This window comes from Pseudomonas sp. p21, assembly GCF_001642705.1.
In the GTDB taxonomy this organism is placed as follows: Bacteria; Pseudomonadota; Gammaproteobacteria; order Pseudomonadales; family Pseudomonadaceae; genus Aquipseudomonas.
On record NZ_LWBV01000005.1, the window covers coordinates 390,932 to 415,565 of the forward strand.

Sequence of the window (24,634 nt, forward strand, 5' to 3'; positions counted from 1 at the left end):
TCATCACAGACGCCGGCAGCGACAACACAGCTGCCGGCATATAGCACTTATCGCCAATCTGCTTTATCAGCAAAAAACGCCTGCGCATTCGCCTCCAGGCTCTCCAGGTGATACCCCCCTTCCTGCACGATCAGACACGGCAAGCGCAACGCCCGAATCCGCTCGCCCAATACCGCAAACCCTTCCGTCGTCACCGCCACCTTGCTCTGCGGGTCCAGTTCGTAGATATCGAACCCCAGCGACAACACCAGCACCTCGGCGCCAAAGTCCTTCACCGCTGCCAGCGCGATCTCCAACTGGCTCATGAAGTCCGCTTCGCTAGCGCCATGCGCCATCGGCAAGTTCAGGTTGTACCCCTCCCCCGCACCACTGCCACGCTCATCCTCGAACCCGGCCACACCCGGGTAAAAGTTGGTCGGGTCACCATGCACCGACACATACAGCACATCACGGCGGTCGTAGAAGATCTCCTGAATCCCCTGCCCATGGTGCATGTCGGTATCGAGAATGGCCACGCGGCTGTAGCGGCTGCGCAAGGCCTGGGCAGCAACGGCAGCATTGTTGATGTAGCAGAAACCACCCGCAGCATCGAACCGCGCATGGTGCCCAGGAGGCCGGCACAGGGCGTAGGCCGCCGGTTCCCCATCAAGAATGGCCTTTGCCCCGGCCACCGCGCTTTGCGCAGACCAATAGGCCGAACGCCAGGTGTTTTCACCGACAGGGCAACTACCATCAGCCAGGTAGCGCCCTGCCTGGGCGAGGATGCCGCGCAGGGCGTTGGGTTCACGCACGAAGATGTTCGACATGACCTCGTCGCCCCACTCCTCGGGCACTTCCTTCCAGCGCGCATGGGCTTCTTCGAGGAAGGCCAGGTAGGCCTCGCCATGCACTGCCTTGAGCGGCGCCAGACCGGCATCGTCGGGCTGGCGGATGTCGAAGCCGAGGTCCTTGGCCGCCTGCAGCAGGCGCTGGGCACGCTCGGGCACCTCCTGCGGAGTGCGCATGGCACCACGCGAGTAGTAGCTGCGTGGGTGGTGCATCAGTTGTTCGGGGTGGAAGTAGCAACGCATCAGGCATCTCCTTGTTCGATACGGCCCGCGCGGGCCAGCACGGCGTTGAGCAGTACATCGGCACCCTGGCGGGCGTCGTCGGGCAGTACGTCTTCGGCTTCGTTGTGGCTCAGGCCGCCGACACAGGGGATGAACACCATGGCGGTCGGGCAGTAGCGGGCCAGCAGGATGGCGTCGTGGCCGGCGCCGCTGATGATCGACTGCTGGGCATAACCGAGACCATCCACCGCCTGCTGCACGGCGGCTACGCAGTCAGCGTCGAACGGCGTGGCCGGGCTGACCCAGTGGCGCTCGATACGCACCTGCAGGCCGCGCTGGTTGGCGATGGCTTGCAGCTTCAGGGTCAGGTCACGCTCCATGGCCTCGATAGCTTCATCGCGGTGGTGACGCAGGTCGACCGTGAAGCGCAGCACGCCGGGGATGGTATTGCGCGAGGACTTGGCGATGGAGAGTTCGCCCACGGTGGTCAGGCCTTGCGGCGCGAAGTCGGCGGCCAGTTGCTCGACGGCCTGGATCATCTGTGCGGTGCCGTACAGGGCATCCTTGCGCAGCGGCATCGGCGTGGTACCGGCGTGCGCCGCCATGCCCTCGACGGTCACGTCCAGCCAACGGATGGCCTGCCCGCCGCTGACAACGCCAATGGCCTTGGCGTTGTCTTCGAGGATCGGGCCTTGCTCGATATGCGCCTCGAAATAGGCATCGACCTGGCCACCCAGCGGGCGCTGGCCGGCGTAACCGGTGCGTTTCAGCTCGTCGGCGACACTGATGCCATCAGCGTCGCGAATGGCCAGCGCTTCGTCCAGCGCGAGGGCGCCGGTGAACACCGCCGAACCGAACATGGCCGGGGTGAAGCGGGCGCCCTCCTCGTTGGTCCATACGGCGATTTCCAGCGGTTTGCGCGTCCGGATGTTCAGGTCATTGAGCCGGCGTACAACTTCGAGCCCTGCCAGCACACCGTAGACACCATCGAAACGGCCGCCCTCAGGTTGGGTGTCGAGGTGGCTGCCCATCATCACCGGTGCTGCATCCGGGTCGCTGCCAGCACGGCGAGCGAACAGGTTGCCGATGGCATCCACAGCCAGCGTCAGGCCGGCTTCGCGGCACCAGTGGCTGAACAGTTCACGGCCAGCCTTGTCCTGGTCGCTCAGAGCCAGGCGACAGCTGCCGCCACGGGCGGTGGCGCCAATTTCGGCCATGTCCATCAGGCTCGCCCACAGGCGTTCGCCATTGCTTTTCAACATGTGCGGGTACTCCAGAATAAACGGTTCGATCAAGCCAGTTCCAGGCGCTGGCTACGGGCGTACTGGCGCGCCAGGGCGAGCACGCAAACCAACGAGATAGTGGCGATCAGGGTGTAGAACAGCGCCATCGGCCACCACTGACCGCTGAAGGTGTGGGCCAACCAGGTGCCGATCAGCGGGGTCAGGCCGCCAGCGATGGCGCCGCAGATCTGGTAGGCCAGGGAAATGGCGGTGTAGCGCACGCGGGTGTCGAACATGCCGCTGACGTAGCCGGCGATTACCGCGTAGAACGACGCCATGCACGCGGCTGCCAGGGCGATGCCGAGCACGATCAGCGGGCCTTTGCCAGAGCTGACCAGCACGAACATCGGGTATGGCGAGGCCATGGCCAGCAACGCGACCAAGGCCAGGAAGCGGGTAGCGCCGATCTTTTCCGACAACCACGCGGCCAGCGGCTGCACGCAGAACTGGATGATCGCCACGAAGAACAGGCACTCCAGGATCAACGAACGCTCCAGGTGCAATTGCTGGGTGGTGTAACTGATCATGAAGGTGTTGGTGAAGTAGACCCCGGCAATGCCCAGGGTATTGGCACCGATGCACAGCAACAGCGGGCGCCAGGCCGTGCGCAGCACTTCGAATGCCGGAGCCTGCTCCTTGCGCCGGGCCTTTTGCGCCTGCTCGCGGCTGGCGATGAACTCGGGCGATTCGTTCACCCCCAGGCGGATTGCCAGGCCCACCAGCAGCAACAGCGCGCTAGCCAGGAACGGCACACGCCAGCCCCAGCTCATCAGGTCTGCTTCCGGCAGGCGGGTGACCGCGCCGAAGGCCAGCAGCGACAGGATCAGGCCCGCCGGGCTGCCCAACTGGGCGAACGAGGCAAAGAAGTTGCGCCGGCCCTTGGGCGCATGCTCGCCGGCCATCAGCACCGCCCCGCCCCATTCGCCGCCCACGGCAATGCCCTGGACGATGCGCAGCAGGATCAGCAGTACCGGCGCGGTGGCGCCGATTTGCGCGTAGGTCGGCAGCAGGCCGATGCCCACGGTGACGATGCCCATCATCAGCAAGGTGATGACCAGCGACTTCTTGCGGCCGATACGGTCACCCACATGGCCAAAGACGATGCCACCCAGCGGCCGGGCGAAGAAGCCGACGGCGAAGGTGCCGAACGCGGCCATGGTGCTGAACAGGCTGTTGTCGGAGGGGAAGAACAGCGCGCCGAACACCAGGGCGGCGGCAGTGGCGTAGATGTAGAAGTCGTACCACTCGATCATGGTGCCGATGAATGCGGCGGCGGCGGCACGGCGTGGTTGGGGGGAAGCGGTGGGCTTCATGGGGGCTCCTTTGCTTGTTGTTCTGGCAGGAGTTGTCGGGGGCACGGTGGCGCTCTTGTGGCGCTTGGCCTGCTGGTCTGGTGTTGGCTTCTTCGCGGGTAAACCCGCTCCCACAGGGATTGCACAAGGTCTGCAAGCGCTGCAGTACCTGTGGGAGCGGGTTTACCCGCGAAGAAGCCAGCACCGATGCAACAGGCCTCAATACCTGCGATTTATCGGCTCGGGGCTATGATTAGTCAATTTTCTATTTATTATTCGCACTATTAGCCTTGCTTATTATCGAGCCCCGCCATGCCCGACCGCCTGCTCAACGACCGCCTCGACTGGAACCTGCTGCGCACCTTCCGGGTCATCGGCCAGGAGCTGTCCATCAGCCGCGCCGCCGCCCGCCTGCACCTCACCCAGCCGGCAGTGAGCCAGGCACTCAAGCGCCTGGAAGAGCAGCTCGGCCGCCAGCTTATCGCGCGCCGCGGGCCGCGTTTCGTTCTGACCGAAATGGGCGAGCAGCTGTTCCAGCTGGCCGGCGAGGTCTATGGGCAGATGTCGCAGATCGGCGGCTTGCTGGAGCAGCCGGCGGACGAACTGGTGGGCAAGGTACGCCTGCTGATGATCAGCCGCATCGTCAATGAACGCTTCGACGACTTCCTCGCCGACTTCCACCGCCAGCACCCGCGGGTGGAGCTGGAGATCGACGTGATGCGCAGCTCCGACATCGTCGCCGCCCTGCAGGAAAAAACCGCCACGGCAGGCCTCAGCCTGAACCGGCGTGCGCAGCCACGGCTAGAGCAACGATTATTCCTGCGCCAGCGCTATGCGTTCTTCTGTGGCAAGCACCATGCCCTGTTCGGCCAGGACGAAGGCGACCTGCAGCGGGAGAACTTCGTCAGTTTCACCAGTGACCAGATTGGCGGCATGCTGTCGCCACTGACCATTTTCCGCGACCAGCAAGGGTTTGCCGGGCGGATCGTGGCCTCGTCCCCCAGCCTTGAAGAAGTGCGCCGGCTGGTGATTGCCGGGTTTGGCATAGGTTGCCTGCCCGAGCATGTGGTGGCACCGGATGTAGACGCCGGGTTGCTGTGGAAGCTGCCGCCGCAGGAAGGGATTGCCGATGTGGATATCCACCTGTTGTGGAACAGGGAGCAGCGCTTCAGCCGCGCGGAAGAGGTGTTTATCGAGGCGTTGCAGCAAAGCCTTGACTGAACACAGAGGTGAGGCGGGCCAGCACTGGACACAATGATGGCCAATTAGTAGCATCCAGGCCAACTGAACATTACGGACAATCTCAGTCATGGATCGAACTACCGGGATCATCAAGCGCCCTATTCATCACCCCATCCGCCCCTTGATCACCTGGGAAGAAGCATGGAAAGGACCCGACGAGGGCTTGATCCGCTGCTGGGAGATTGGCCGTGAGCGGGCGTTGGCCCAACCAGAACTTGCCCGGCACTGCGCCGATGGCGCACTCCCGGTGCTAGGTTGGAAAGGTGGCCATGATCGCGCATTGAAGAAACCGATGAAGTACGGTTCGTTCAAGTACCTGGCGCAATGGCAGGGCCTTCGCGGCGAGGATCTGTTCATCGATACGCGAACAGAGCTCACCCTGACCTGTAATCACACCGGCATGCTGACAACGTTCACACCGGACCAGGAAAAATACGCCAACGCTGTGATGCTGATGGAATAGCAACGAGGAACGGTAAGCGAAGCGCATTCGTAGCGCGCGGCGTTTGCAGGATGGCTACACCACTGATGATGTTTACCGCTTCTGAGCGGATCGATACACCTCGCTACGCTCGCGCTTGCCAACCGATACCACCACTACAACGATACGCTCGTCCTCGACTCGATAGACGAGGCGATATCCAGAGGCCTTGAGCTTGATTTTGTAGTGGTTCGGCAGGTCACACAGCGCGTCGGCCTGTACCTTGGGTGACTGCAGGCGCTCGGCGAGTTTTTTCTTGATCTGTTCGCGCACGGTGTGGCCTAGCTTGCCCCACTCTTTCATTGCCGAAGGCAGGAATTCGAGTTTATAGGTCATCCAGGGATACCGGTACGCCTTGTTCACCCAACCTCGACTTTGCCAGTTCGCTCAATTCGAGATCTTCCAAGCGTTCCATCATGGCCTCGTACAGTTCGGCCGGCACCATGTAACCCATCACGCGGTTGTGATTGAGCACGGCGACGGGCATACCCGCAGCGCCGGTCATCACCGCGGATGGGTTCTTTTTCAGTTCCGACACGCTTACAGCCACGTCAGCGAATATGTTTTGCATGTTTGCACCCTCAATAGAGAGCCATATTTTGGTTCATATATAGGACACAAACAAGCACCTCGATTGCAGCTTCGCACTGACATCGCCGGGGCCGCGTTGCGGGCCTTCGCGGCACAAGGCCGCCCCTGCAAAAGTCCGCGCGAAGGCTTGTATCAGGCTGTTGCCAGTGCCGGGTAGTCGGTCAGGCCATGGGCATCACCGCCAAATAACGTAGCCCGTTCGTGTTCCGCCAAGGGCGCATTCAGCTTCAGCCGTGCCGGCAGATCCGGGTTGGCCACGAATGGCCGGCCAAAACCGATCAGGTCAGCCCAGCCCTCCTCCAGCGCACGCCGTGCACGTTCGCCGGTGTACTTGCCGGCATACACCATCACCCCGGGGAACACCGCCCGCAGTTGTTGCTTGAAGTCCACCGGCATGTCCGGCGCGTCATCCCAGTCGGCTTCGGCAATGTGCAGGTAGCCGATGCCGATTTCGCCCAGGCGCTGGGCCGCTGCGGTATAGGTGGTAACCGGGTCGTCATCGACACAGCCATTGAGCGTGGTCAGTGGGGCCAGGCGTACGCCTACGCGCTGGGCGTCGCCTGTGCCTTCGACCAGCGCGCGGGTGACCTGGTCGAGGAAACGCAGGCGGTTTTCCAGCGAGCCGCCGTAGCGGTCGGTGCGGTCGTTGGCACCAGAATCGAGGAACTGGTTGACCAGATAACCGTTGGCCGCATGCAACTCGACACCGTCAAAACCGGCCGCCATGGCATTGCGCGCGGCCTGGCGGTACTGCTCGATGATTTCGGCAATTTCCGCTTCGCTCAACGCGCGCGGTTTGGAGGCCTGGACAAAGCCTGGCGTGCCGTCGGCATTGTCGATGAACACATTCACGCCATCGGCCTGCATCGCCGAGGACGACACCGGTGCCTGGCCGCCGAGCAGGCTGCTGTGGCTGAGGCGGCCGACGTGCCAGAGCTGGGCAAAGATACGCCCGCCCGCGGCATGCACCGCTTCGGTGACCAGGCGCCAGCCGTCAATTTGCGCCTGGGTGTGGATACCCGGGGTACGGGCGTAACCCTTGCCCAGCGGCGAGATCCAGGTGCCTTCACTGACGATCAGCCCGGCACTGGCGCGTTGTGCGTAGTACTCGGCCATCAGCGCGGTCGGTACATCGCCAGGCTGGGCGGCGCGGGAGCGGGTCATCGGCGGCATCAGTACGCGGTTGGGCAGGTTCAGGGCGCCGAGTTGCAGGGGTTGGAACAGCGGATCTTGAGTCATGGCGAGTTTCTCCGTAAGTCGAATCAGGGGTCAGGCGCGGCTGACGACAGGTTGTGGCTGGGCAGGCACGCGGCGGTCGAGACGGCCGCTGTACAGGGTCAGGGCCAGGGCACCGAGGGTGACCAGTGCGGCGATCCAGGGGGTGTGGCCGAGGCCGAGTTGCTGCACCACCTGGGCACCGCCCCAGGAACCACCGGCCACACCCAGGTTGAAGGCGGCGATGTTGAAACCGGCGGCCACGTCGACGGCGTCGGGGGCGACCTTTTCCGCCTGCTGCACCACGTACACCTGCAGGCCCGGCACATTGCCAAAGGCCACCGCGCCCCAGGCCAGTACGGTCACTACCACCAGCACCGGATGCGGTGCAGTGAAGGTCAGCGCCAGCAGCACCAAGGCCAGCAGCAGGAAGATGATCGACAGTGCCTTGACCGGGCCTTTGCGGTCGGCCAGGCGGCCGCCCCAGATGTTGCCCAGGGCAACCGAAACGCCGTAGGCGAGCAGCACCAGGGCGACGCTGTTGGCGCCGAAGCCGGCGATGTCCTGAAGGATCGGGGCAAGGAAGGTGAAGGCGATCAGCGAGCCGCCGTAACCCACGGCGGTCATGGCATACACCAGCAGCAGGCGCGGTTGCAGCATCACCCGCAATTGGCGCAGCAGCGGTGCCGGCTGGCTGTGCTGGATGCGCTTGGGCACGAACAGCAGCGCGCCGAGCAGCGCCACCAGGCCGAACGCGGCCACCACCAGGAAGGTCACGCGCCAGCCGAAGTGCTGGCCGATGAAGGTCCCCAACGGGATGCCGGTGACGAAGGCCACGGTCATGCCACTGAACATGGTGGCGATGGCGCTGGCGGCTTTTTCTTTCGGCACCAGGCTGGTGGCGATGATCGAGCCGACCGAGAAGAACACCCCGTGGGCCAGGCCGGTGAGGATGCGCGCCATGATCAGCGATTCGTAGCTGGGCGCCTGCCAGGCCACCAGGTTACCGGCGGTGAACAGCGCCATCAGGCCGACCAGCAACAGCTTGCGCGGTACGCGGCCGGTCATGGCGGTGAGCAGGGGTGCGCCGATGGCGACGCTGAGGGCGTAAAGGCTGACCAGCAGGCCGGCCGAAGGCAGGGTGACCGCCAGGTCATTGGCGATGGTCGGGATGAGGCCGACGATCACGAACTCCGTGGTGCCGATGGCGAAGGCCGCCAGGGTCAGGGCTAACAAGGCGAGAGGCATTTGAGAATCACCTGTGGAAGGTTGGGATGGGTGAATTCTCGGGGGGACGCGGGGATGGGAAAAAGACGGGGGCGGGACAATGAGTTTTGCCTCTGAAGCAAAGGTGATGGTCGGGCTGTTGCGAAAGGATCAAGCTTTTGTGGGGCCTGGACAGATGCATTCGCGGGCACGCCCGCTCCCACAGGTACTGCGCTGCATTTGAAACAGCGCGGTACCTGTGGGAGCGGGCGTGCCCGCGAATGGAGGGCAAAGCCCTCCCCTTGCGTTGAACGCCGCCAAGTCCTGGTCGGCATGCTCAACCGACGAAGTGAGCGCATCCATGGCTGGCCAGATCGAGACCGCCCAAGTCATAATTTTCAACAGTTAAGTCCCCGGAGGTCTCATGCAAGATCTACGTCAGTTGCGCTATTTCGTGGCCGTCGCCGAATGCGAGAACGTCGGCCGGGCCGCCGAGCAGCTGCATATTTCCCAATCTCCCCTCAGCCGGCAGATCGCCCAGCTGGAGGACAACCTGGGCCTGGCCCTGTTCGAACGGCGCAACCAGCGCCTGTACCTGACCAGGGACGGGCGCACCTTCCTGGCCGAGGCACGTGGCCTGCTCAAGCATGCCGAGCGCCTGGAATCGCTGGGCAAGCGCCTGGGCCGCGGCGAGGAAGGCGGGCTGTGCATCGGTTACATCAACCACGCCATCCATGCCGGCGTGCTACCTGGTGCTGTGCGGGCCATTCGTGGCGAGCGCCCGAACATTCACATTGCGCTGTACAACATGACCCCCAACGAGCAGTTCGAAGGCCTGCGTCAGCGCAGCCTGGACATTGCCCTGGTCTGCGAACCGCCGCCAAAGAACGACCCCGACCTGCGCGGCCAGCCGGTACTGGACGACCCGTTGTTGCTGGCCATCCCGGCCGCGCACCCGCTGGCCAGCAAGGCCCGGCTGACCCCCGCCGACCTGCATGAGCAGGAATGGATCATCACCGGTGGCCAGCCCGACCAGGTCAACAAGCGCGACGATTTCATTGCCCGTTGTGGTGATGCCGGCTTCACCCCGCGCCTGTCGCTGGAGGCTACCGACCCGCTGAGCGTGCTCGGCCTGGTGTCCGCCGGCCTGGGCCTGGCCATGGTGCAAAGCAGCCTGTCGGCCAGCGCCGGGCCAACCGTGGTGCTGCGCAAGCTGGACTGGTTCCAGCCCAGCGAGCAGTTGTGGGCGGTCTGGCACCAGGTCGACTTGCGGCCAATCGTGGGTATTTTCCGCGAGCGGGTGCTGGCATTGGCCGAGGAAGGGCTTGATAAGTCCATGTAGGTCTTAACTCAGTCGAATTACGTCTTTTACAGTCTGACTGCGCTTCACTAGGATGGCTCCTATCGATGCAACCCACCCACAGGAGCCATTCCATGAACATCGACCTCGGCGGACGCACCGCCATCATCAGCGGCTCGACCGGCGGTATTGGCCTGGCTATCGCCCGCGGCCTGGCCCGCGCAAACGCCGACGTAGTCATTGCCGGCCGCAGCCAGAAGTCGCTGGATGCCGCCCTGGCCGAACTGCGCGAGCAAGGTGGGAGTGGGCAGATCCAAGGTGTGGTCGCCGACCTGGGCACCGCCGCCGGTGCCGAAACCCTGTTCGCCGCCCACCCACGGGCCGACATCCTGGTCAACAACCTGGGCATCTACGACGACGTCGACTTCTTCGACGTGGCCGACAGCGAGTGGACGCGCTTCTACGACACCAACGTGCTGAGCGGCGTGCGCCTGGCCCGTCACTATGCCCCGGGCATGGTCGAGAAAGGTTGGGGGCGGATCCTGTTCATCTCCTCGGAATCGGGCATCGCCATCCCTGCCGACATGATCAACTACGGCGTCACCAAGGCTGCCAACCTGGCGGTATCGCATGGCCTGGCCAAGCGCCTGGCCGGCACCGGGGTAACCGTGAACGCAGTACTGCCCGGCCCAACCCTGACCGACGGCGTGGCTGCGCTGGTAGCCGATGCAGCCCAGGCGTCCGGGCGCAGCATTCGTGAAGAGGCCGACAACTTCGTGCGTACCGCACGGCCGAGCTCGATCATCCAGCGCGCCGCCGATGTCGACGAAGTCGCCCACCTGGCGGTGTACCTCGCCTCCCCTTACTCCTCCGCCACCACTGGCGCAGCGCTGCGGGTAGACGGCGGCGTGGTCGACAGCCTGGCTATCTGAATTCAACCCCGGCTACCCGTCGACCGAAGCGCTGTTCAAGGCCCTCGGCGTAAGCGGCGTGTTCGACTACCACGACGCCGACTGGCAGAACCAACTGCAGGCCGCCCTGGGCGAGCGCCCGCTGCATGCCCTGTTCGACACCGTCAGCGGCGCCCATGCCGGCAGCCTTGCCTACCTGCTCGGCTACAACGGCCACCTCGTGTGCATCCAGAACCGCCAGGAAACCGCACCAACGCCCGCCTTCAGCACGGCGATCTCGCTGCATGAAGTGGCGCTCAACAGCATTCATGCCCACGGCCGGCTGGCGGATCGCCAGGCCCTGCGCGTGGCCGGTGAACGACTGCTGCAGGCCGTCGCCGATGGCAGCCTGATCGCGCCACAGCGCCGAGAGTTCGCCTTCTCGGCATTGCCACAGGCTCTGCAGCAGCTGAAAGAAGGCCAAGGCGCAGGCAAATGGGTGACACGCCTCGACTAACAGCCGTCTGCGAGAACTTGGATCCCATTCCGTGACAAGGTATGCTGAGCGATAGCTAAACGCCACTACTCAGGCAGGCTTCGTGCCTGCCTTCAAGGACGAGCCCTTTGCCCAGCCACCCTACCCGTCACACCATCGCCCGCCAGTGGCAGTTGCTCAAGCTACTGCCCGGCCGTCACCCAGGGATGAGTTCCACCCAGTTGCAGGCGGCCCTGACAACCGTTGGCCATATCACCAGCAAACGCACCGTCGAACGCGACCTGGTCGAACTCGCGGCGCTGTTCCCGCTGCAGTGCAACAGCAAAGGCATGCCCTACGGCTGGTACTGGCAACCGGGCCTGAGCCTGGGTGAAGCGCAGCAGCTGCAGCCCGATGCGCTCAACCCCCCGGAACAGGTTGAGTTGCACGCCTGGGTCGATGCTGCGCTGGCCCGGCGCCTGGAAGCGTCGCCACTCTCGGCAGATATGCAACTGACGCCGCAAGCGGACGGCGGCGCCACGCTGGTCGCCACCGTCGACGACAACCGAGCGCTGATGGGCTGGCTGCTGTCCCAGGCCGGCTCGATCCGCGTGCAGGCGCCGCAGGCACTGCGCCAGGCCATGCTCGAACAGTTGCGCCAGAGCCTGGCGCTGCACGAGGGTGGTTGTTGAGCGGCAAGCAAAAGTCATTGTCCCCCGGGCCGCTTTTTCCCATGGCGGGCCCTGCGCAGAATCTGCTCCTGACAACGCCTCACTATCAGGAGTACCCGATGAAATGCTTCAAGCCCCTGCTGCTCGCCGTCGCCCTGGCGACCACTGCCCAGGCCACCCTGGCCGCCGACTGGCAGACCTCGCCCTACGGCAAACAGGATGAAATCGGCGCCGCCAACCTGCTCACTGCCGAAGTGGTCAAGCAGGCGGTCGGCCTGGTCAAGACCGGCAAGACCTACCCGCTGGCCGTGCCGGTGAGCAAGGACCTGCCAGCCTTCCGCCACCGCAGCTTCCACCTGTACAACATCCAGCCCGGCGAGCAGGCTGGCCAGACCCTGGGCAGCAACAAGTTCACGTTCAACGATGAACTGGTCAACGGCTGGACCGGCGTCGGCACCCAGCTCAACGGCATCGGCCACATCGGTATCGACAACGTCTACTACAACGGCAACAAGGCTGCCGACTTCGTCACCGTCGAAGGCGTGACCAAGCTGGGTGTGGAAAAAGTACCGCCCATGGTCACCCGCGGCGTGGTGCTGGACATGACCGCTCACTACGGCAAAGCCATCGTGCCGGGCGGCACCTCGATCACCGTCGATGACATCAAGGCTGTGCTGAAGAAAGAAGGCATTACCCTGCGCAAGGGTGACGTGGTGCTGTTCAACACCGGTTGGCTGGAACTGATCGGCAAGGACAACCAGCAGTTCCTCGCCACCGAACCGGGCATCGACCTGCCGGCAGCCGAGTGGCTGGCGGACCAGGGCATCGTCGCCTTTGGTGGCGATACCTGGGCGTCGGAGGTGTACCCGAACCCGACCGGTGAAGAATTCCCGGTCAACCAGTTCATGCTGGCCAAGCGTGGCATCTACAAGGGGGAGCGTTCGGGCCGTTAGAACGTACCGGGGAACGCCCCGCCATCGATCAGCAGGTTCTGCCCGGTGATGTACCCGGCATGCGCACTGCACAGGAACGCGCAGTAGGCGCCGAACTCATCGGCACTACCAAAGCGCGCCGCCGGGATGGCCTTGCGCCGGGACTGTGCGGTCGCTTCCACATCACCACCTGCCGCCTTCAAGGTCTTCTGCAGGCGCGCCGTGTCGAACGCCCCCGGCAGCAGATTATTCAGCGTCACGTTGCTGCCCGCCAGGCGCTGCTGGCGAGCCAGGCCGGCGATGAAGCCGGTCAGGCCACTGCGTGCGCCATTGGACAAACCGAGAATATCGATCGGCGCCTTCACCGCACCGGAGGTGATGTTCACCACCCGGCCAAAGCCGCGCTCGGCCATGCCATCGACCACCGCCTTGATCAGCTCGATGGGGGTAAGCATGTTGGCGTCCAGTGCCTTCAGCCAGTCCTCACGCCCCCAGTCACGGAAATCACCCGGAGGCGGGCCACCAGCGTTGTTGACCAGGATATCCACCTGCGGGCAGGCTGCCAGCAGCGCCTGGCGCACCTCGGCGTCGGCGACATCCCCGGCCACGGTGCGCACCTCGATGCCCGGGCAGGCCGCGCGCAACTCGGCAGCGGTCTGCTCCAGAGTGGCCTGGGTGCGGGCATTGATGACCAGGTTGACGCCTTCTTTGCCCAGCGCTTCGGCGCAGCCTTTGCCCAGGCCCTGGCTGGCCGCGCAGACGATGGCCCAGCGGCCGGTAATGCCTAGATCCATTGGGTTGCTCCTTGATGCAATGCAGTTACAGGGTCACTGGATCGGCGAAAACGCGGCAGGCATCAACAGCTTCGATTCCATCCGCACCAGCATCGGGAAGGCCACGGGGATGAAGCGCTCCAGCCAGTCCGCATCGCGGTACAGGGCGGCGCGGCGCTCGATGCGCTCGTCAAGGCTCTCGTAGGCCCAGATGTGCACCACCTGGTTCAGTTCGCCAATCTCGGTGTACCACCAGCCCACCAGCTTGGCGTAGCGCGAGATCACCGGCAAGCCTTCCTTTTCGAAGTGCTCCAGGTATTGCTTCATCTTGCCGATGTGCAGGGTGTAGGTACGCATTTCATAGAACATGGTCGTGGTTCCGCTAAAGGTTCAGAGGTTGCCGTGGTAGGCGTCGGTGATCAGGCGCTCGACATCGCGCGCCGTGGTCAGCCGTGGGTTGACCAGCACGTTGCCGCTGCGCATCGAGTCGCTGACCATCTGCGGCAGGAACTCCAGGTCCACGCCCAGTTCGCGGATGGTCGCCGGGATGCCGATGGCCTGGTTCAGGGCCACCACCGCCTCTACCGCGCGCGCCGCGGCCTGCTCCACACTGAGCCCGGTTACATCGGCGCCCAGGGCAATGGCGATGTCGCGGAAGCGCTCCGGGCAGGCCGGCAGGTTGAACTTGATCACGTATGGCAGCAGGGCGGCGTTGGCGATGCCATGGGGGATGTTGAACACCCCGCCGAAGGTGTGGGAAATGGCATGCACGTTGCCCAGCCTGGATTGCGAGAACGCCACCCCGGCCAGGAACGAGCCCAGCAACATCTGCTCGCGTGCGTCCATGTCGGTGCCGACGAAGTAGGTTTTTTCCAGGCTGCCGGCAATCATGCGAATGGCTTGCAGGGCCATGGCCTGGCTGATCGGGTTGGCCTGGCGCGACACATACGACTCGATGGCGTGGGTCAGCGCATCCATGCCGGTGGCCGCGGTGATGGCCGCGGGCAGTTTCAGGGTCAGTGCCGGGTCGAGAATGGCCAGGCGCGGGAACAGCCGCGGGCTGACGATCACCGTCTTGAACAGCGTGCGCTTGTTGGTGAACACGGTCGACGCCGTGCATTCGCTGCCGGTACCGGAGGTAGTCGGGATGGCGAAGATCGGCAGCGGTGGCTGGGTTAGTTTGTCGTAACCCTCGTAGTCGAGGATGTTGCCTGGGTTGGTGGCCATCGCCGCCACGCCCTTGGCGGTGTCGATGCTGCTGCCACCGCCCACGCCGATCACGGCGGTGCAGTTGCGTGCTTTCAGCAGTGCGACGGCAGCGTCCAGCACGTCGGTGCTGGGGTTGGCTTCAACGTCTGAGAACAGCTGGTAGTCGATACCCGCCTGCTCCAGCGAGGCGAAGAAACCGGCCAGGATGCCAGCGTCGATCAGGCCCTGGTCGGTGACCACCAGCAGGGGGCCGTCCAGGTACGGTTTGAGCAGCGCACCAGCCTGGTCGGCCAGGCCCGCGCCACATTTGGCAATGGTGGGGAAATGGAACTGGAATTGGCTCATGAGGGGTCCTCAGGCAACTGCGTTGTTCTTGTTGTGCCCGCCGTGACGCTGGCGGGCCGTGCCGGGGCAATCTAGAGCGCGGGCCAGGGCCGCCGATAATGAAAAGAGCTGATCCGCCAATAACCGCTGCTTATCCCCTGCCTGGGTAATAAGCAGGCGTTATTGGCGGATCAGCTCTTTTCATTACCCGCCCCGCCGGTAGCGCTCCAACAATCGGCCTGCGTAGCTGCTACGCCTCCCGATAATCACAACAACGAGCTCCCGCGATGAAGACCATCCCCTCTCCGGCCGACCTGGCGCTGCCTGCTGCGGCCCCGATGACCACGGTGCGCTGGCGCATCTTCCTGATCCTGTTGCTGCTGACCGCAATCAACTACATCGACCGCGCCTCGCTGTCGGTGGCGCTGCCGCTGATCGCCCCCGAATTCAACCTGACGCCGGCCATGGAAGGGCTGATGCTCAGTGCGTTCTTCTGGTCGTATGCCTTGATGCAGATCCCTGGCGGCCTGCTGCTGGACCGCTTCCACACCCGCGGCATCATTGGCGCGGCAACCGTGGCCTGGGGCCTGTTCCAGGCGCTGGGCGCGGCCTCGCACAACTGGCTGGTCCTGCTACTGACGCGCATCGGCCTGGGCGTGGCCGAGTCGCCGATCATGCCCGCCGGGGCCAAGCTCAATGGCGCCTGGCTGACGCCTAACGAACGTGGCCGTGGCGCAGTGCTGGTGGACGGCGGCGCGCCGCTGGGCAGCGCCCTGGGGGCGATCCTGATTTCCGGGTTGATTGCCTGGCTGGGCTCGTGGCGGTTGGCCTTCGTGGTGGCCGGGGTTGGCACCGTACTGGCCGGCATCCTGGCGTGGAAGTACATCCGCAACCACCCCAGCGAGCACCCGGGGGTGAACGAGGCCGAGCTGCGCCACATCACCGAAGGCAACGCCAGCGCCCATGCCGCGGCAGCCAAGGCCAGCCTGCCGCTGCGCGAGCTGCTCAAGGACCGTTCGATCTTTGCCATGTTCGCCGGCTACAGCTGCATCCTCGCGGTGTTCTATGGCCTGCTGACCTGGATGCCAAGCTACCTGCACAAGGCCCATGGCCTGAACATCTCGGCCATGGGTGGGGCGACCTTCCTGATCTTCATGTGCGGGTTTGTTGGCGAGCTGATCGGCGGCTGGATCGGTGACCGCTGGCGGGCTAGCGGTGCCTCGCCGAACCTGGTGATGCGCACCCTGTTCAGCGGTTCGGCGCTGGTGGCGGCGCTGTGCATCCTGGCAGCAGCCTATGTAGACGAAACCGTCGCGGTGATCAGCCTGCTGTGCGTGGCGATGTTCTTCATCCGTTGGTGCGGGATGTACTGGTGCCTGCCGGCGATCATCGGCGGGCCGTCGCGCACCGGTGTGCTGGGTGGCACCATGAACTTCTGCGGCAACATGGCCGGGGTGCTGGTACCGATCGTGATCGGGCTGATCGTGCAGTTCACCGGGGATTACTTCTTTGCGCTGATCTTCTTCGTGGTAGCGGCGGGGTTGATTGCGGTGTTTTCCAGCTTGATCGATTACCGCGAGCGGCAGTTCTGAGGTTTGGGATTGCAAGCCCCTGTGGGAGCGGGCGAGCCCGCGAACACCGGCGCAGCCGGTGCCATCCACCGCGTTGCCTGCTTCGCGGGCACGCCCGCTCCCACAGGGGCCGTTACAGGTTTCAACCGGCAGTCAACTCCTCTACCAGCAAGCGCGCCGCCGGCGACAGCGGCGCTGCCACCCGGTGCACGATGCCGAACGGCTCGCTCAGCGCCCGCAGCTGCACTGCCAGCGACACCAGCAAGCCGCGCTGCTCGGCAAAAGCCGCCACCGCGCTGGGGATCACCGCCACCAGCGTCGGGTCATCCTCCAGCAGCATGAAGGTGGCGAAGGTGGAGAAGGTTTCCAGCGGGTAGCGTGGCACCTCCACTCCCGCTTCGCTCAACTCACGCTCCAGCGCCTGACGCATGGGCATGTTGGCCGGGTAGACAATCCAGCGGTACTGGCTCAGGTCGCCAACTTCCAGCGCCGCCACCCCGGCCAGCGGGTGCCGTGGGTGCGCGACCACCGCCAGCGGCTCCTGGGCCAGTTCGACAAAGGCATAGTCTGCCGCGTTGCGGCCCAGCCCTGGCCGGCAGATGGCCAGGTCCAGACGCCCTTCATCAAGCTGGGCCAGCAGGTTGGCACTGGTGTTTTCGGCGATCTCCACCGCCAGTTGCGGCTGCCTGCTGCGCAGCCGCCCGAGGGCGCCGACCAGGGTCGGCATGGCACCCATGATGCTGCCCACCGCCAGCCGCCCACCCTGGCCCTGGACAATGCCCAGCACCTCTTCGCGCAAGTGCCCCAGGTCGCTGTGGATCAACCGCGCATAACGCACCACGCAACGACCTACGTCATTGGCCACCAGCCCGCTGGGCAGGCGCTGGAACAACGGCACACCCAGCACCTCCTCCACCTCGCGCAAGGCCTTGGTGGCCCCGGGCTGGGAAATCGCCATGGCCTCGGCCGCCTTGTGCAGGGAGCCGCAGCGGTCCAGTTCGATGAGCAGGCGTAACTGACGCAGGCGCAGGCGGGAGAAAATGGAGTCCAGGGAAGGGATCATCGGGCAGGCTCGGCATAGGTCTTGTAATGCCGAGCACTATAGAGCGTCGAAAACGGGCGATTGTTGAGTTTGAGGCAAATAACCTTTGCTCCAGAAACATGCATGTCCGCCTTTCCTGCAGGAGCAGCCTTGTGCTGCGAAGAGGCCGGTACCGACGAAACATGTGTATCCCTCATACCGGCCTCTTCGCAGCACAAGGCTGCTCCTACATAAGGTGTACGGCTGAAAAACGGGGTAACGATCTGCCGATGTCGGTAGTGTCTGAGATCTCTATTGTAGGTATCCCACAACGAACGGATGCGAGGAACACTACATGGATCGTGCTGAGGCCAACCTGCTACGTCGGGGGCGTTTTTCCGAGCCTGGCAGGCTGTATCTGCTGACCACTGTCACCCACGCACGCAAGCCGCTGTTTCTGGATCTTCGTACAGCGCGCCTGGTCATCAGGGAACTGAGGCAGTCTGAACGTCTTGACGCTTGCCGCTCACTTGCCTGGGTGCTGATGCCAGACCACTTGCATTGGCTGGTAGAACTGCGCGCCGTCACATTGAGCAGCCTGATGCGGCAGTTCAAGTCGCGCTCTGGTACGGCATTGTGCAAAGCGGGCGTGAGCCCGGGCCAAGTCTGGCAACGCGGTTTTCATGACCGAGCGCTGCGCCAGGACGATGACGTGCGCAAGGTAGCCCGATACCTCATTGCCAACCCTCTGCGGGCAGGCCTGGTAGCAGAGATTGGCGATTATTCGCACTGGGACGCAGTATGGCTCACATCAGACTCTGACAGCCTGTACAACTCCTTGTAGGAGCAGCCTTGTGCTGCGAAGAGGCCAGTACTGACAAAAAAAGTGTATCGCTCGTACCGACCTCTTCGCAGCACAAGGCTGCTCCTACAGGTGAAGCGTTTAGCGTGGGTTACGGCGCGACAGGCAGGCATACCCCAGGCCCAGCACGCTGACCGCCAATACGCCCAGCAGTACCATCAGCTCACGGCTGTAGCGGGCCACCCAGGCCGGGAAGCCGATGACCTCGCGGTACACCTGCACATCGGCCTTACCATTGGCGTGACTGATGCTGACCCCGCTCTGGCGGATCTGCGAGTAGTCCGCATCGAAGTACACCCATACCTTGCACGCGCCACCCGGCTCGATGGCGGGGATATCCACTTGCATGGTGGCGGTTTCCAGGATGGTGTCGTTGCCCGCAGCGTCGCGCACCTGCACCAGGCCCTTGGCTGGCAGGCGGATTTTCACCTGACGCACCTGCGCATCACCACTGTTGCGCAACTCGATGAGCAAACCGGTGCGATGGTCGACCAGCCCGGCCTCGAAGGGCTTGGCGAACAGCTGGGCATAGGGTGCCTGGGCCATTTCGATCAGGCGCTCGACCTGATCGTGGCTCAGCCCGCCCTCGCTGATGGTGTTGATACGCCCCTGCAACTGCTCGTACTTGAGCTGCTCGCTGGCCTTGCTGATGCGTTCGCTGAACTGGCTGGGATAGGTGAGGTAAGCATAGGTCAGCGATGCCTCCAGGCGCGGGTTGCCTCTGAGCACCCCATAGACGGCCAGCAGAACCATCAGGCCAAGCAGCACGGCTACCAGAAGTTTCCCCACCTTGTCCCAGCTCAATGCGAACTTCCTTCTGTCGTGATTCAGACGATTCAAACTGACCAAGGGTGCCAAGTTCACGGCCCCCAGGCAAGCCTGACTAAGGCTGTTCCTCGCCTGCCCGTGCCTGGCGCAACTGCTGCAACTGGCCGTCGATCAACGCCTTGGCCATGCCTGCCAGGTGGTAGGTGGCCTGCATCATCACCTTGCGGTCGCCAGGCCGGTCGATGGCCTTGCGGGTGAGCTCGGTAATGCAGCCCATGATGCTTGAGGCTTCCATCAGCGCCGTCCGCATTGGCAACTGCGGTTTCATCTGCACCAGTTCGGCACCGCCGTTGCCAAAACGGCCCGCTGCGCGCACGACATTAAGGTTGCTGCCTTCTTTCGGAGTGTCTTTGTCCATGTCCATTCCTCGGGGTTACGAGCGTGCCGAGACTAGGGCGCTGCCTGCCCCGCCACAATCACCTTGGGGGTGGAAAGGCTTACTTTCGGAAATGGACTACAAGAATCCTACAAAGGGGACGCTCTGCCACCGGCCAGGCTCTTGACCGGCACCCGACAGTGACGGACGATCAAGTTCCCCCACACAAGGACGAACACCATGCTACGGATACTGGGCAGAGCCTCTTCCATCAATGTACGAAAAGTCCTGTGGGCGTGCGCCGAGTTCGAGGTCCCGTTCGAGCGGGAAGACTGGGGGGCGGGCTTCAAGCCCACGGACAGCGCCGAGTTCCTTGCGTTGAACCCCAACGCCATGATCCCGGTGATCCAGGATGGCGACTTCACCCTGTGGGAATCCAACAGCATCATCCGCTACCTGGCCACGCGCTACGGCGCCACCGCGTTCTACCCGGGCGAAGCGCAGGCGCGGGCCAGGATCGACCAGTGGATCGACTGGCAGGCCTCGGACCTCAACCGCTCCTGGAGCTACGCGTTCATGTCACTGGTCCGGCACTCGCCCGCCCACCAGGACCCTCAGGCCCTCGCCGCCGGCTGTGCGGACTGGGCGCGCTACATGCACATTCTCGACCGCCAGCTGGCGGCCACCGGTGCCTATGTGGCCGGCAGCCAGTTCACCCTGGCCGACATTCCCATCGGCCTGTCGGTCAACCGCTGGTTCGAAACACCGTTCGAGCACCCGCACCTGCCGGCCGTGCGCGACTATTACGAGCGGTTGAGCGAGCGCCCGGCCTATCACCTGCACGGCCGCAACGGTACGCCGTGATGGCAACAGATTGACAGCGAGTGCGGGGCCTTGGGGCTGCCTTCAAGGCCGCTCCTACAGGGACGGCGCTCGCTTGATTTGTGGGAGCGGCCTTGCGTCGCGAAAGGGGCGCAAAGCGCCCCCAGGATCTCAGCCCCTTAAACTGCTGCCCGATCCCCCAACGCCACCGCCCGCCCACGCCAGGCAAACATCAAGACCATTACCAATCCAACCGCCGCCATCGCCGCCCCCGCCAGGGAAACCGCCGAATACCCCAGCCCGGCATTGATCACTGCCCCACCCAGCGCCGCACCAATCGCGTTACCCAGGTTGAACGCACCAATGTTCACCGCCGACGCCAAGTTGGGCGCATCCTTGGCCGCTTCCATCACCCGCATCTGCAGCGGCGGCACCAGGGCAAAGCTGGCCGCACCCCACACCAGGATCGCCAGCGCAGTCGGCAGCGGCCAGTCCATCACCAGCGGGAACACCAGCAACACCGCAATCAGCACTGCCAGTGACAGCATCAGGGTGCGGTCGATCGAGCGGTCCGCGGCCTTGCCACCCCACACGTTGCCCAAGGTCAGGCCGACACCGAACAACACCAGCATGGCCGTGACGAAGGTGGTGGACGCCGCCGCCTCGCTCTGCAGGATCGGCGCGATATAGGTGAATACCGTGAACATCGCACTGGAGCCCACCACGGTCAGCAGCAAGGCCGCCAGCACCGGCCCGCGGCCCAGCACGCGGATTTCGGCCATGGCCCCGTCACCCTTGGGCGACGGCACATGGGGCAGTGCATACCAGAGGCTTGTCATTGCCACCAGGCCGAGCCCGGCGATGCCCCAGAATGCCGTGCGCCAGCCCAGCATTTCACCGAACCAGGTCGCCAGCGGCACACCGCCGATGGTGGCCAGGGTCAACCCCATGAACATGGCGGCCACGGCCCCGGCGCGCTTCTCGGGCGGCACCACGCTGGCCGCGACGATCGAGCCGATGCCAAAGAACGCACCGTGGTTGAGCGAGGTGACCACGCGGGCGACCAGCAGGCTGGCGTAGTCGCTGGCCAGGGCCGACATCAGGTTGCCCAGGGTGAAGATGGCCATCAGGCCGATCAACAGGTAACGCCGCGGGACCTTCACCGTGGCCAGGGTCATCAGCGGTGCCCCGATCAGCACACCGATCGCATAGGCACTGACCAACAGCCCGGCAGCCGGGATTGAGACGCCAAGGTCGGTGGCGATGCTGGGCAACATGCCCATGGGGGCGAACTCGGTGACACCGATGCCAAAGGCACCGATGGCGAGTGCGACAAGCGGTGGATTGATACGCATGGCAAACTCCTTATCTGTGCTGCAAATGCTACGATCCGAAGCTGAGCCGCACTAGACTGCGTTTATGCGAACCACCTTTGCTGAAGAGGCACAAATGGACTTCAGTGGAAGATCCGGAGAGATGGAAATTTTTGCCAAGGTGGCACAAGAGGGCAGCCTGTCTGCCGCCGCCCGGGCGCTGGGGCTGACGCCTTCGGCGGTCAGCCGCATCCTCGCGCGCACCGAACAGCGGCTGGGCACCCGCCTGCTGCTGCGCACCACCCGGGCGATCACCCTCACGCCCGAGGGCGAAGCGTACCTGCGCGGTGCGCGGCGGGTGCTGGCTGACATGCTCGAAGTGGAAGAGGCCATCACCGACCAGGGCGTGCCGCGTGGGCGCTTGCGCGTCAGCGCAGCGCTGGGCCATGGCCGGCTGACCGTGGTGCCGTTGCTGGCAGCGTTCAGCGCGCGCTACCCGCAGGTGCTGGTCGACCTTACCCTCAGTGACGAAGTGGCCGACATTCTCGGCGGCCAGGCCGACGTGGCGCTGCGCTTCGGCCACCTGCCGGACAGCTCGTTGAGCGCCCGCGCCATTGGCGAAACCGGCCAGGTGATCGTCGCCTCGCCCGCATACCTGGCGCGCTGTGGTACGCCGCTTGTGCCGGAGGACCTGGCCCGGCACAACTGCCTGCGCTTCAACTTCCGCCGCGCCGCGCCCGACTGGCCATTCCGCCGCGACGGGCAAGCGTTCTCATTGAAGGTGACGGGCAATATCGAATGCAGCAGTGGCGAAGCCCTGGCGCAGTTGGCCAGGCTCGGCGCCGGCGTGGCGCGCATCGGTACCTTTACCGTGGCCGATGACCTGGCCAGCGGTCAGCTGGTGCCGTTGCTGGAGGCGTACAACCCCGGTGATCGGGAGCCGATTCATGCAGTGTTCGTGGGCGGCCCGGCGATGCCGGCGCGGGTGCGGGTGTTCGTGGATTTTCTGGTGGAGCAACTGTCAGGCCGGAGCTGTCGCGAAGAGAACTGAATTCGCAAGCGGTGCGCATACCCTGTGGGAGCGGCTTTAGCCGCGAAGAAGCCAACGCGGTGCATGGCACCGGCTGCGCCGGTGTTCGCGGCTAAAGCCGCTCCCACAGGGTCCCTGCCAATTCAATGAGTCATGTGCAGTTCCATGAAAGCGGCATCCGCGAATCAGGCAGTACAATGACGCACTTTTACATCAGCCATGCAAAGGACCGCCCATGCTTTACGTCGTCATGCTCGGAGGCCGCCACCCCGGCGCCAAGATCGAAGTCCACGATGTGGTGTTCGCCCAGGCCGACACCTTCGAACAGGCCTACCCGCAATTGCGCCAGGCCTGGTTCGGCAGCCCGCGAGGTTTGCATATCGATTCGTGGCTGGAAGTGCACGGTATCGACGGCCAACGCATCGAACTGCGCCAGCAGCCCCCTGCCCCTGGTGCGCTGCGCCTGTACTTCATCAACCTCGGTGGCTACGAACGCAAGGTATTCGGCGAGGCCCACCGCTACCTGCTGGTCACCGCCCACAACAAGGCCGAGGCCAAGGCCCTGGGCAAGCAACGCATGCAGGCGGAATGGCTGAAGCCGCATACCGATGCCTTGCTGGATGTCGACGATTGCCTGGCGATCGACCAGGTGGCCGGCCAGTTCGTGCACCTGGTCGAAGGCGCACACGAGCCGGTGGTGGTGCGTAACGACTACATCCTGATCTGACACCGACAGCGCCGCGAAGCGCGCGGTACACTTGCCTTCAGCTCACGCTCAGGAGTTGCTTCATGCCCTACCCCATCGAACAGAAACTGGTCATTGGCGTTGCTTCGAGTGCGCTGTTCGACCTCACCGTCTCGGACGACATCTACCAGACCCAGGGCGTCGAGGCTTACCGCCAGCATCAGCAGCAGAACCTGGACGAACCGTTCCCCAAGGGCGTGGCGTTCCCGTTCATTCGCCGCTTCCTGAGCATCAACCAGGCCTTCCCCGAGCAGTTGCCGGTGGAGGTGGTGCTGCTGTCGCGCAACTCGCCGGAAACCGGCCTGCGGGTGTTTCGCTCGATCAGCCACTACCAGCTGGACATCACCCGCGCGGCGTTCATGTCGGGCCGCTCGCCCTACGAGTACATCCCGGCGTTCAATGCCTCGCTGTTCCTCAGCGCCAACGAGGAGGATGTGCAGAAAGCCATCGACGCCGACTACCCGGCCGGGCGGGTGCTGCCGACACGCATCTACGATGACGAGATCGACACCGAACTGCGGGTGGCCTTCGACTTTGACGGGGTGATTGCCGATGACGAGGCCGAGCGCGTGTACAAGCGCGACGACAACCTGAACGAGTTTCAGGAGCACGAGCGGGCGCGCAAGGGCATCCCGCATTCGCCGGGGCCGTTGGCGGACCTGTACCGCAAGCTTTCGCTGATTCGCATGCTCGAGGACCGCAAGTTGGCCGAGGACCCGGCGTACAAGCGGATTCTGCGGATTGCGATCGTGACGGCGCGCAATGCGCCTTCGCATGAGCGGGTGGTGACGACGTTGAAAGACTGGGGCGTATCACCGGACGAGTGCTTCTTTCTGGGCGGGATGGAAAAGCCCAGGGTGTTGTCGATCCTGAAGCCGCATGTGTTCTTTGATGACCAGCGCAGCCATTTGCAGTCGCCGGCGGGGGATTTGCCGATGGTGCACGTGCCGTTTGGGGTGGCGAATCGCGAGCGCTCAGCGGCGGACTCTGCGCTCGATGTGCCAGCTACCACTTCGATCGCACCGATTTGATGTGATGTGCCGTACCTGTGGGAGCAACTGTCTTTGAAGATTTTTTTGAGGCTGCCCCGCTAGGCATAGCTTCGCCAGCGATACCACGTAGAGGTGTCGCTGGCGAAGCCCGCGTTTCAGCAGATCAACCCTCGCTTGCTATCAGGTCGCGGGCACCTTGAG

Annotated in this window: 27 protein-coding genes; 13 read left to right on the forward strand and 14 right to left on the reverse strand. The window is 64.2% G+C overall.

Annotation, left to right across the window (positions count from 1 at the left end):
• Positions 1 to 47: 47 nt before the first annotated feature.
• The 3 genes from A4C63_RS17300 to A4C63_RS17310 are packed head-to-tail and all read right to left on the reverse strand — an operon-like array spanning position 48 to position 3,645.
• Entirely contained in the window at positions 48 to 1,070 is a 1,023-nt protein-coding gene (locus tag A4C63_RS17300; protein WP_063913752.1) for a histone deacetylase family protein, read from the reverse strand.
• Positions 1,070 to 2,311: a Zn-dependent hydrolase gene (locus A4C63_RS17305; protein WP_063913787.1), complete on the reverse strand. Its 1,242-nt coding sequence runs from the start codon at positions 2,309 to 2,311 to the stop codon at positions 1,070 to 1,072. The genes A4C63_RS17300 and A4C63_RS17305 overlap by 1 nt, the downstream gene beginning before the upstream one ends.
• A 29-nt stretch (positions 2,312 to 2,340) precedes the next feature.
• The gene (locus tag A4C63_RS17310) at positions 2,341 to 3,645 is read right to left on the reverse strand and encodes an MFS transporter (protein WP_063913753.1); all 1,305 of its coding nucleotides are present in this window, start codon (positions 3,643 to 3,645) and stop codon (positions 2,341 to 2,343) included.
• Positions 3,646 to 3,936: 291 nt separating this feature from the next.
• Here A4C63_RS17310 and A4C63_RS17315 point away from each other — a divergent pair, with 291 nt between their 5' ends.
• The gene (locus tag A4C63_RS17315; protein ID WP_063913754.1) at positions 3,937 to 4,845 is read left to right on the forward strand and encodes a LysR family transcriptional regulator; all 909 of its coding nucleotides are present in this window, start codon (positions 3,937 to 3,939) and stop codon (positions 4,843 to 4,845) included.
• An 88-nt stretch (positions 4,846 to 4,933) separates the two neighbouring features.
• Positions 4,934 to 5,329, forward strand: a complete 396-nt coding sequence (locus A4C63_RS17320) for a hypothetical protein (protein ID WP_063913755.1) — start codon at positions 4,934 to 4,936, stop codon at positions 5,327 to 5,329.
• Between the two features lie 72 nt (positions 5,330 to 5,401).
• Here the strand turns inward: A4C63_RS17320 and A4C63_RS17325 are convergent, their stop codons facing one another.
• The 4 genes from A4C63_RS17325 to A4C63_RS17340 form a co-directional block, all read right to left on the reverse strand.
• Complete coding sequence (locus tag A4C63_RS17325) at positions 5,402 to 5,683, reverse strand: type II toxin-antitoxin system RelE/ParE family toxin (protein ID WP_063913756.1); 282 nt, start codon at positions 5,681 to 5,683, stop codon at positions 5,402 to 5,404.
• Entirely contained in the window at positions 5,673 to 5,918 is a 246-nt protein-coding gene (locus A4C63_RS17330) for a type II toxin-antitoxin system Phd/YefM family antitoxin (protein WP_063913757.1), read from the reverse strand. Before A4C63_RS17330 ends, A4C63_RS17325 begins: the two co-directional genes overlap by 11 nt.
• Before the next feature lie 152 nt (positions 5,919 to 6,070).
• A complete protein-coding gene (locus A4C63_RS17335; RefSeq protein WP_063913758.1) occupies positions 6,071 to 7,177 on the reverse strand; it encodes an alkene reductase in 1,107 nt (368 codons plus the stop codon).
• 30 nt (positions 7,178 to 7,207) lie between these two features.
• Entirely contained in the window at positions 7,208 to 8,401 is a 1,194-nt protein-coding gene (locus A4C63_RS17340) for an MFS transporter (protein ID WP_063913759.1), read from the reverse strand.
• Between the two features lie 382 nt (positions 8,402 to 8,783).
• Between A4C63_RS17340 and A4C63_RS17345 the strand changes: the two genes are divergently transcribed.
• The 5 genes from A4C63_RS17345 to A4C63_RS17365 all read left to right on the forward strand — a co-directional run bounded on the left by A4C63_RS17345 (position 8,784) and on the right by A4C63_RS17365 (position 12,648).
• Positions 8,784 to 9,701, forward strand: coding sequence for a LysR family transcriptional regulator (locus A4C63_RS17345; RefSeq protein ID WP_063913760.1), 918 nt, complete (start codon positions 8,784 to 8,786; stop codon positions 9,699 to 9,701).
• Between the two features lie 92 nt (positions 9,702 to 9,793).
• Positions 9,794 to 10,591, forward strand: a complete 798-nt coding sequence (locus tag A4C63_RS17350; RefSeq protein ID WP_063913761.1) for an SDR family NAD(P)-dependent oxidoreductase — start codon at positions 9,794 to 9,796, stop codon at positions 10,589 to 10,591.
• A 31-nt stretch (positions 10,592 to 10,622) separates the two neighbouring features.
• On the forward strand, positions 10,623 to 11,066 hold the full coding sequence (locus tag A4C63_RS17355) for a zinc-binding dehydrogenase (RefSeq protein ID WP_082888362.1): 444 nt from the start codon (positions 10,623 to 10,625) through the stop codon (positions 11,064 to 11,066).
• Between the two features lie 107 nt (positions 11,067 to 11,173).
• Positions 11,174 to 11,716 carry a WYL domain-containing protein gene (locus A4C63_RS17360; RefSeq protein WP_063913762.1) on the forward strand — a complete coding sequence of 181 codons (543 nt, stop codon included), beginning with the start codon at positions 11,174 to 11,176 and terminating at the stop codon, positions 11,714 to 11,716.
• A 98-nt stretch (positions 11,717 to 11,814) separates the two neighbouring features.
• Positions 11,815 to 12,648: a cyclase family protein gene (locus A4C63_RS17365; protein ID WP_256202949.1), complete on the forward strand. Its 834-nt coding sequence runs from the start codon at positions 11,815 to 11,817 to the stop codon at positions 12,646 to 12,648.
• Here the strand turns inward: A4C63_RS17365 and A4C63_RS17370 are convergent.
• From A4C63_RS17370 to A4C63_RS17380, 3 genes are read right to left on the reverse strand one after another with little or no spacing between them, the layout of a single operon-like run.
• On the reverse strand, positions 12,645 to 13,421 hold the full coding sequence (locus A4C63_RS17370) for an SDR family oxidoreductase (RefSeq protein ID WP_063913763.1): 777 nt from the start codon (positions 13,419 to 13,421) through the stop codon (positions 12,645 to 12,647). The two genes, A4C63_RS17365 and A4C63_RS17370, sit on opposite strands and share 4 nt — an antisense overlap.
• Positions 13,422 to 13,454: 33 nt before the next feature.
• Entirely contained in the window at positions 13,455 to 13,769 is a 315-nt protein-coding gene (locus tag A4C63_RS17375) for an NIPSNAP family protein (RefSeq protein ID WP_063913764.1), read from the reverse strand.
• A 21-nt stretch (positions 13,770 to 13,790) separates the two neighbouring features.
• Positions 13,791 to 14,954, reverse strand: a complete 1,164-nt coding sequence (locus A4C63_RS17380) for an iron-containing alcohol dehydrogenase (protein WP_063913765.1) — start codon at positions 14,952 to 14,954, stop codon at positions 13,791 to 13,793.
• Positions 14,955 to 15,220: 266 nt separating this feature from the next.
• Between A4C63_RS17380 and A4C63_RS17385 the strand changes: the two genes are divergently transcribed.
• A complete protein-coding gene (locus tag A4C63_RS17385; RefSeq protein WP_063913766.1) occupies positions 15,221 to 16,525 on the forward strand; it encodes an MFS transporter in 1,305 nt (434 codons plus the stop codon).
• Positions 16,526 to 16,646: 121 nt separating this feature from the next.
• Here the strand turns inward: A4C63_RS17385 and A4C63_RS17390 are convergent, their stop codons facing one another.
• A complete protein-coding gene (locus A4C63_RS17390) occupies positions 16,647 to 17,567 on the reverse strand; it encodes a LysR family transcriptional regulator (RefSeq protein WP_063913767.1) in 921 nt (306 codons plus the stop codon).
• 313 nt (positions 17,568 to 17,880) lie between these two features.
• On the opposite strand from A4C63_RS17390, the gene A4C63_RS17395 reads away from it, so the two are divergent.
• On the forward strand, positions 17,881 to 18,369 hold the full coding sequence (locus A4C63_RS17395) for a transposase (protein ID WP_063913768.1): 489 nt from the start codon (positions 17,881 to 17,883) through the stop codon (positions 18,367 to 18,369).
• A gap of 99 nt (positions 18,370 to 18,468) precedes the next feature.
• On the opposite strand, the gene A4C63_RS17400 is transcribed toward A4C63_RS17395, so the two are convergent.
• Positions 18,469 to 19,191, reverse strand: coding sequence for a hypothetical protein (locus A4C63_RS17400; protein WP_063913769.1), 723 nt, complete (start codon positions 19,189 to 19,191; stop codon positions 18,469 to 18,471).
• Between the two features lie 79 nt (positions 19,192 to 19,270).
• Positions 19,271 to 19,573 carry a DUF3077 domain-containing protein gene (locus tag A4C63_RS17405; RefSeq protein ID WP_063913770.1) on the reverse strand — a complete coding sequence of 101 codons (303 nt, stop codon included), beginning with the start codon at positions 19,571 to 19,573 and terminating at the stop codon, positions 19,271 to 19,273.
• A gap of 198 nt (positions 19,574 to 19,771) precedes the next feature.
• Here A4C63_RS17405 and A4C63_RS17410 point away from each other — a divergent pair, with 198 nt between their 5' ends.
• The gene (locus A4C63_RS17410) at positions 19,772 to 20,395 is read left to right on the forward strand and encodes a glutathione S-transferase family protein (protein WP_063913771.1); all 624 of its coding nucleotides are present in this window, start codon (positions 19,772 to 19,774) and stop codon (positions 20,393 to 20,395) included.
• 137 nt (positions 20,396 to 20,532) lie between these two features.
• On the opposite strand, the gene A4C63_RS17415 is transcribed toward A4C63_RS17410, so the two are convergent.
• Entirely contained in the window at positions 20,533 to 21,708 is a 1,176-nt protein-coding gene (locus A4C63_RS17415; RefSeq protein WP_063913772.1) for an MFS transporter, read from the reverse strand.
• Positions 21,709 to 21,802: 94 nt separating this feature from the next.
• Here A4C63_RS17415 and A4C63_RS17420 point away from each other — a divergent pair, with 94 nt between their 5' ends.
• The 3 genes from A4C63_RS17420 (at position 21,803) to A4C63_RS17430 (ending at position 24,472) form a co-directional block, all read left to right on the forward strand.
• Positions 21,803 to 22,717, forward strand: coding sequence for a LysR substrate-binding domain-containing protein (locus A4C63_RS17420; protein WP_063913773.1), 915 nt, complete (start codon positions 21,803 to 21,805; stop codon positions 22,715 to 22,717).
• A 214-nt stretch (positions 22,718 to 22,931) separates the two neighbouring features.
• A complete protein-coding gene (locus A4C63_RS17425; RefSeq protein WP_063913774.1) occupies positions 22,932 to 23,423 on the forward strand; it encodes a DUF1543 domain-containing protein in 492 nt (163 codons plus the stop codon).
• Between the two features lie 62 nt (positions 23,424 to 23,485).
• Complete coding sequence (locus tag A4C63_RS17430) at positions 23,486 to 24,472, forward strand: 5'-nucleotidase (protein WP_063913775.1); 987 nt, start codon at positions 23,486 to 23,488, stop codon at positions 24,470 to 24,472.
• Positions 24,473 to 24,634 lie beyond the last annotated feature (162 nt).

Coding starts and splice junctions, on each gene's coding strand:
- A4C63_RS17300 (WP_063913752.1), bottom strand. CDS start 1,070: ATGCGTTGCTACTTCCACCCCGAACAACTGATGCACCACCCACGCAGC.
- A4C63_RS17305 (WP_063913787.1), bottom strand. CDS start 2,311: ATGTTGAAAAGCAATGGCGAACGCCTGTGGGCGAGCCTGATGGACATG.
- A4C63_RS17310 (WP_063913753.1), bottom strand. CDS start 3,645: ATGAAGCCCACCGCTTCCCCCCAACCACGCCGTGCCGCCGCCGCCGCA.
- A4C63_RS17315 (WP_063913754.1), top strand. CDS start 3,937: ATGCCCGACCGCCTGCTCAACGACCGCCTCGACTGGAACCTGCTGCGC.
- A4C63_RS17320 (WP_063913755.1), top strand. CDS start 4,934: ATGGATCGAACTACCGGGATCATCAAGCGCCCTATTCATCACCCCATC.
- A4C63_RS17325 (WP_063913756.1), bottom strand. CDS start 5,683: ATGACCTATAAACTCGAATTCCTGCCTTCGGCAATGAAAGAGTGGGGC.
- A4C63_RS17330 (WP_063913757.1), bottom strand. CDS start 5,918: ATGCAAAACATATTCGCTGACGTGGCTGTAAGCGTGTCGGAACTGAAA.
- A4C63_RS17335 (WP_063913758.1), bottom strand. CDS start 7,177: ATGACTCAAGATCCGCTGTTCCAACCCCTGCAACTCGGCGCCCTGAAC.
- A4C63_RS17340 (WP_063913759.1), bottom strand. CDS start 8,401: ATGCCTCTCGCCTTGTTAGCCCTGACCCTGGCGGCCTTCGCCATCGGC.
- A4C63_RS17345 (WP_063913760.1), top strand. CDS start 8,784: ATGCAAGATCTACGTCAGTTGCGCTATTTCGTGGCCGTCGCCGAATGC.
- A4C63_RS17350 (WP_063913761.1), top strand. CDS start 9,794: ATGAACATCGACCTCGGCGGACGCACCGCCATCATCAGCGGCTCGACC.
- A4C63_RS17365 (WP_256202949.1), top strand. CDS start 11,815: ATGAAATGCTTCAAGCCCCTGCTGCTCGCCGTCGCCCTGGCGACCACT.
- A4C63_RS17370 (WP_063913763.1), bottom strand. CDS start 13,421: ATGGATCTAGGCATTACCGGCCGCTGGGCCATCGTCTGCGCGGCCAGC.
- A4C63_RS17375 (WP_063913764.1), bottom strand. CDS start 13,769: ATGTTCTATGAAATGCGTACCTACACCCTGCACATCGGCAAGATGAAG.
- A4C63_RS17380 (WP_063913765.1), bottom strand. CDS start 14,954: ATGAGCCAATTCCAGTTCCATTTCCCCACCATTGCCAAATGTGGCGCG.
- A4C63_RS17385 (WP_063913766.1), top strand. CDS start 15,221: ATGAAGACCATCCCCTCTCCGGCCGACCTGGCGCTGCCTGCTGCGGCC.
- A4C63_RS17390 (WP_063913767.1), bottom strand. CDS start 17,567: ATGATCCCTTCCCTGGACTCCATTTTCTCCCGCCTGCGCCTGCGTCAG.
- A4C63_RS17395 (WP_063913768.1), top strand. CDS start 17,881: ATGGATCGTGCTGAGGCCAACCTGCTACGTCGGGGGCGTTTTTCCGAG.
- A4C63_RS17405 (WP_063913770.1), bottom strand. CDS start 19,573: ATGGACAAAGACACTCCGAAAGAAGGCAGCAACCTTAATGTCGTGCGC.
- A4C63_RS17410 (WP_063913771.1), top strand. CDS start 19,772: ATGCTACGGATACTGGGCAGAGCCTCTTCCATCAATGTACGAAAAGTC.
- A4C63_RS17415 (WP_063913772.1), bottom strand. CDS start 21,708: ATGCGTATCAATCCACCGCTTGTCGCACTCGCCATCGGTGCCTTTGGC.
- A4C63_RS17420 (WP_063913773.1), top strand. CDS start 21,803: ATGGACTTCAGTGGAAGATCCGGAGAGATGGAAATTTTTGCCAAGGTG.
- A4C63_RS17425 (WP_063913774.1), top strand. CDS start 22,932: ATGCTTTACGTCGTCATGCTCGGAGGCCGCCACCCCGGCGCCAAGATC.
- A4C63_RS17430 (WP_063913775.1), top strand. CDS start 23,486: ATGCCCTACCCCATCGAACAGAAACTGGTCATTGGCGTTGCTTCGAGT.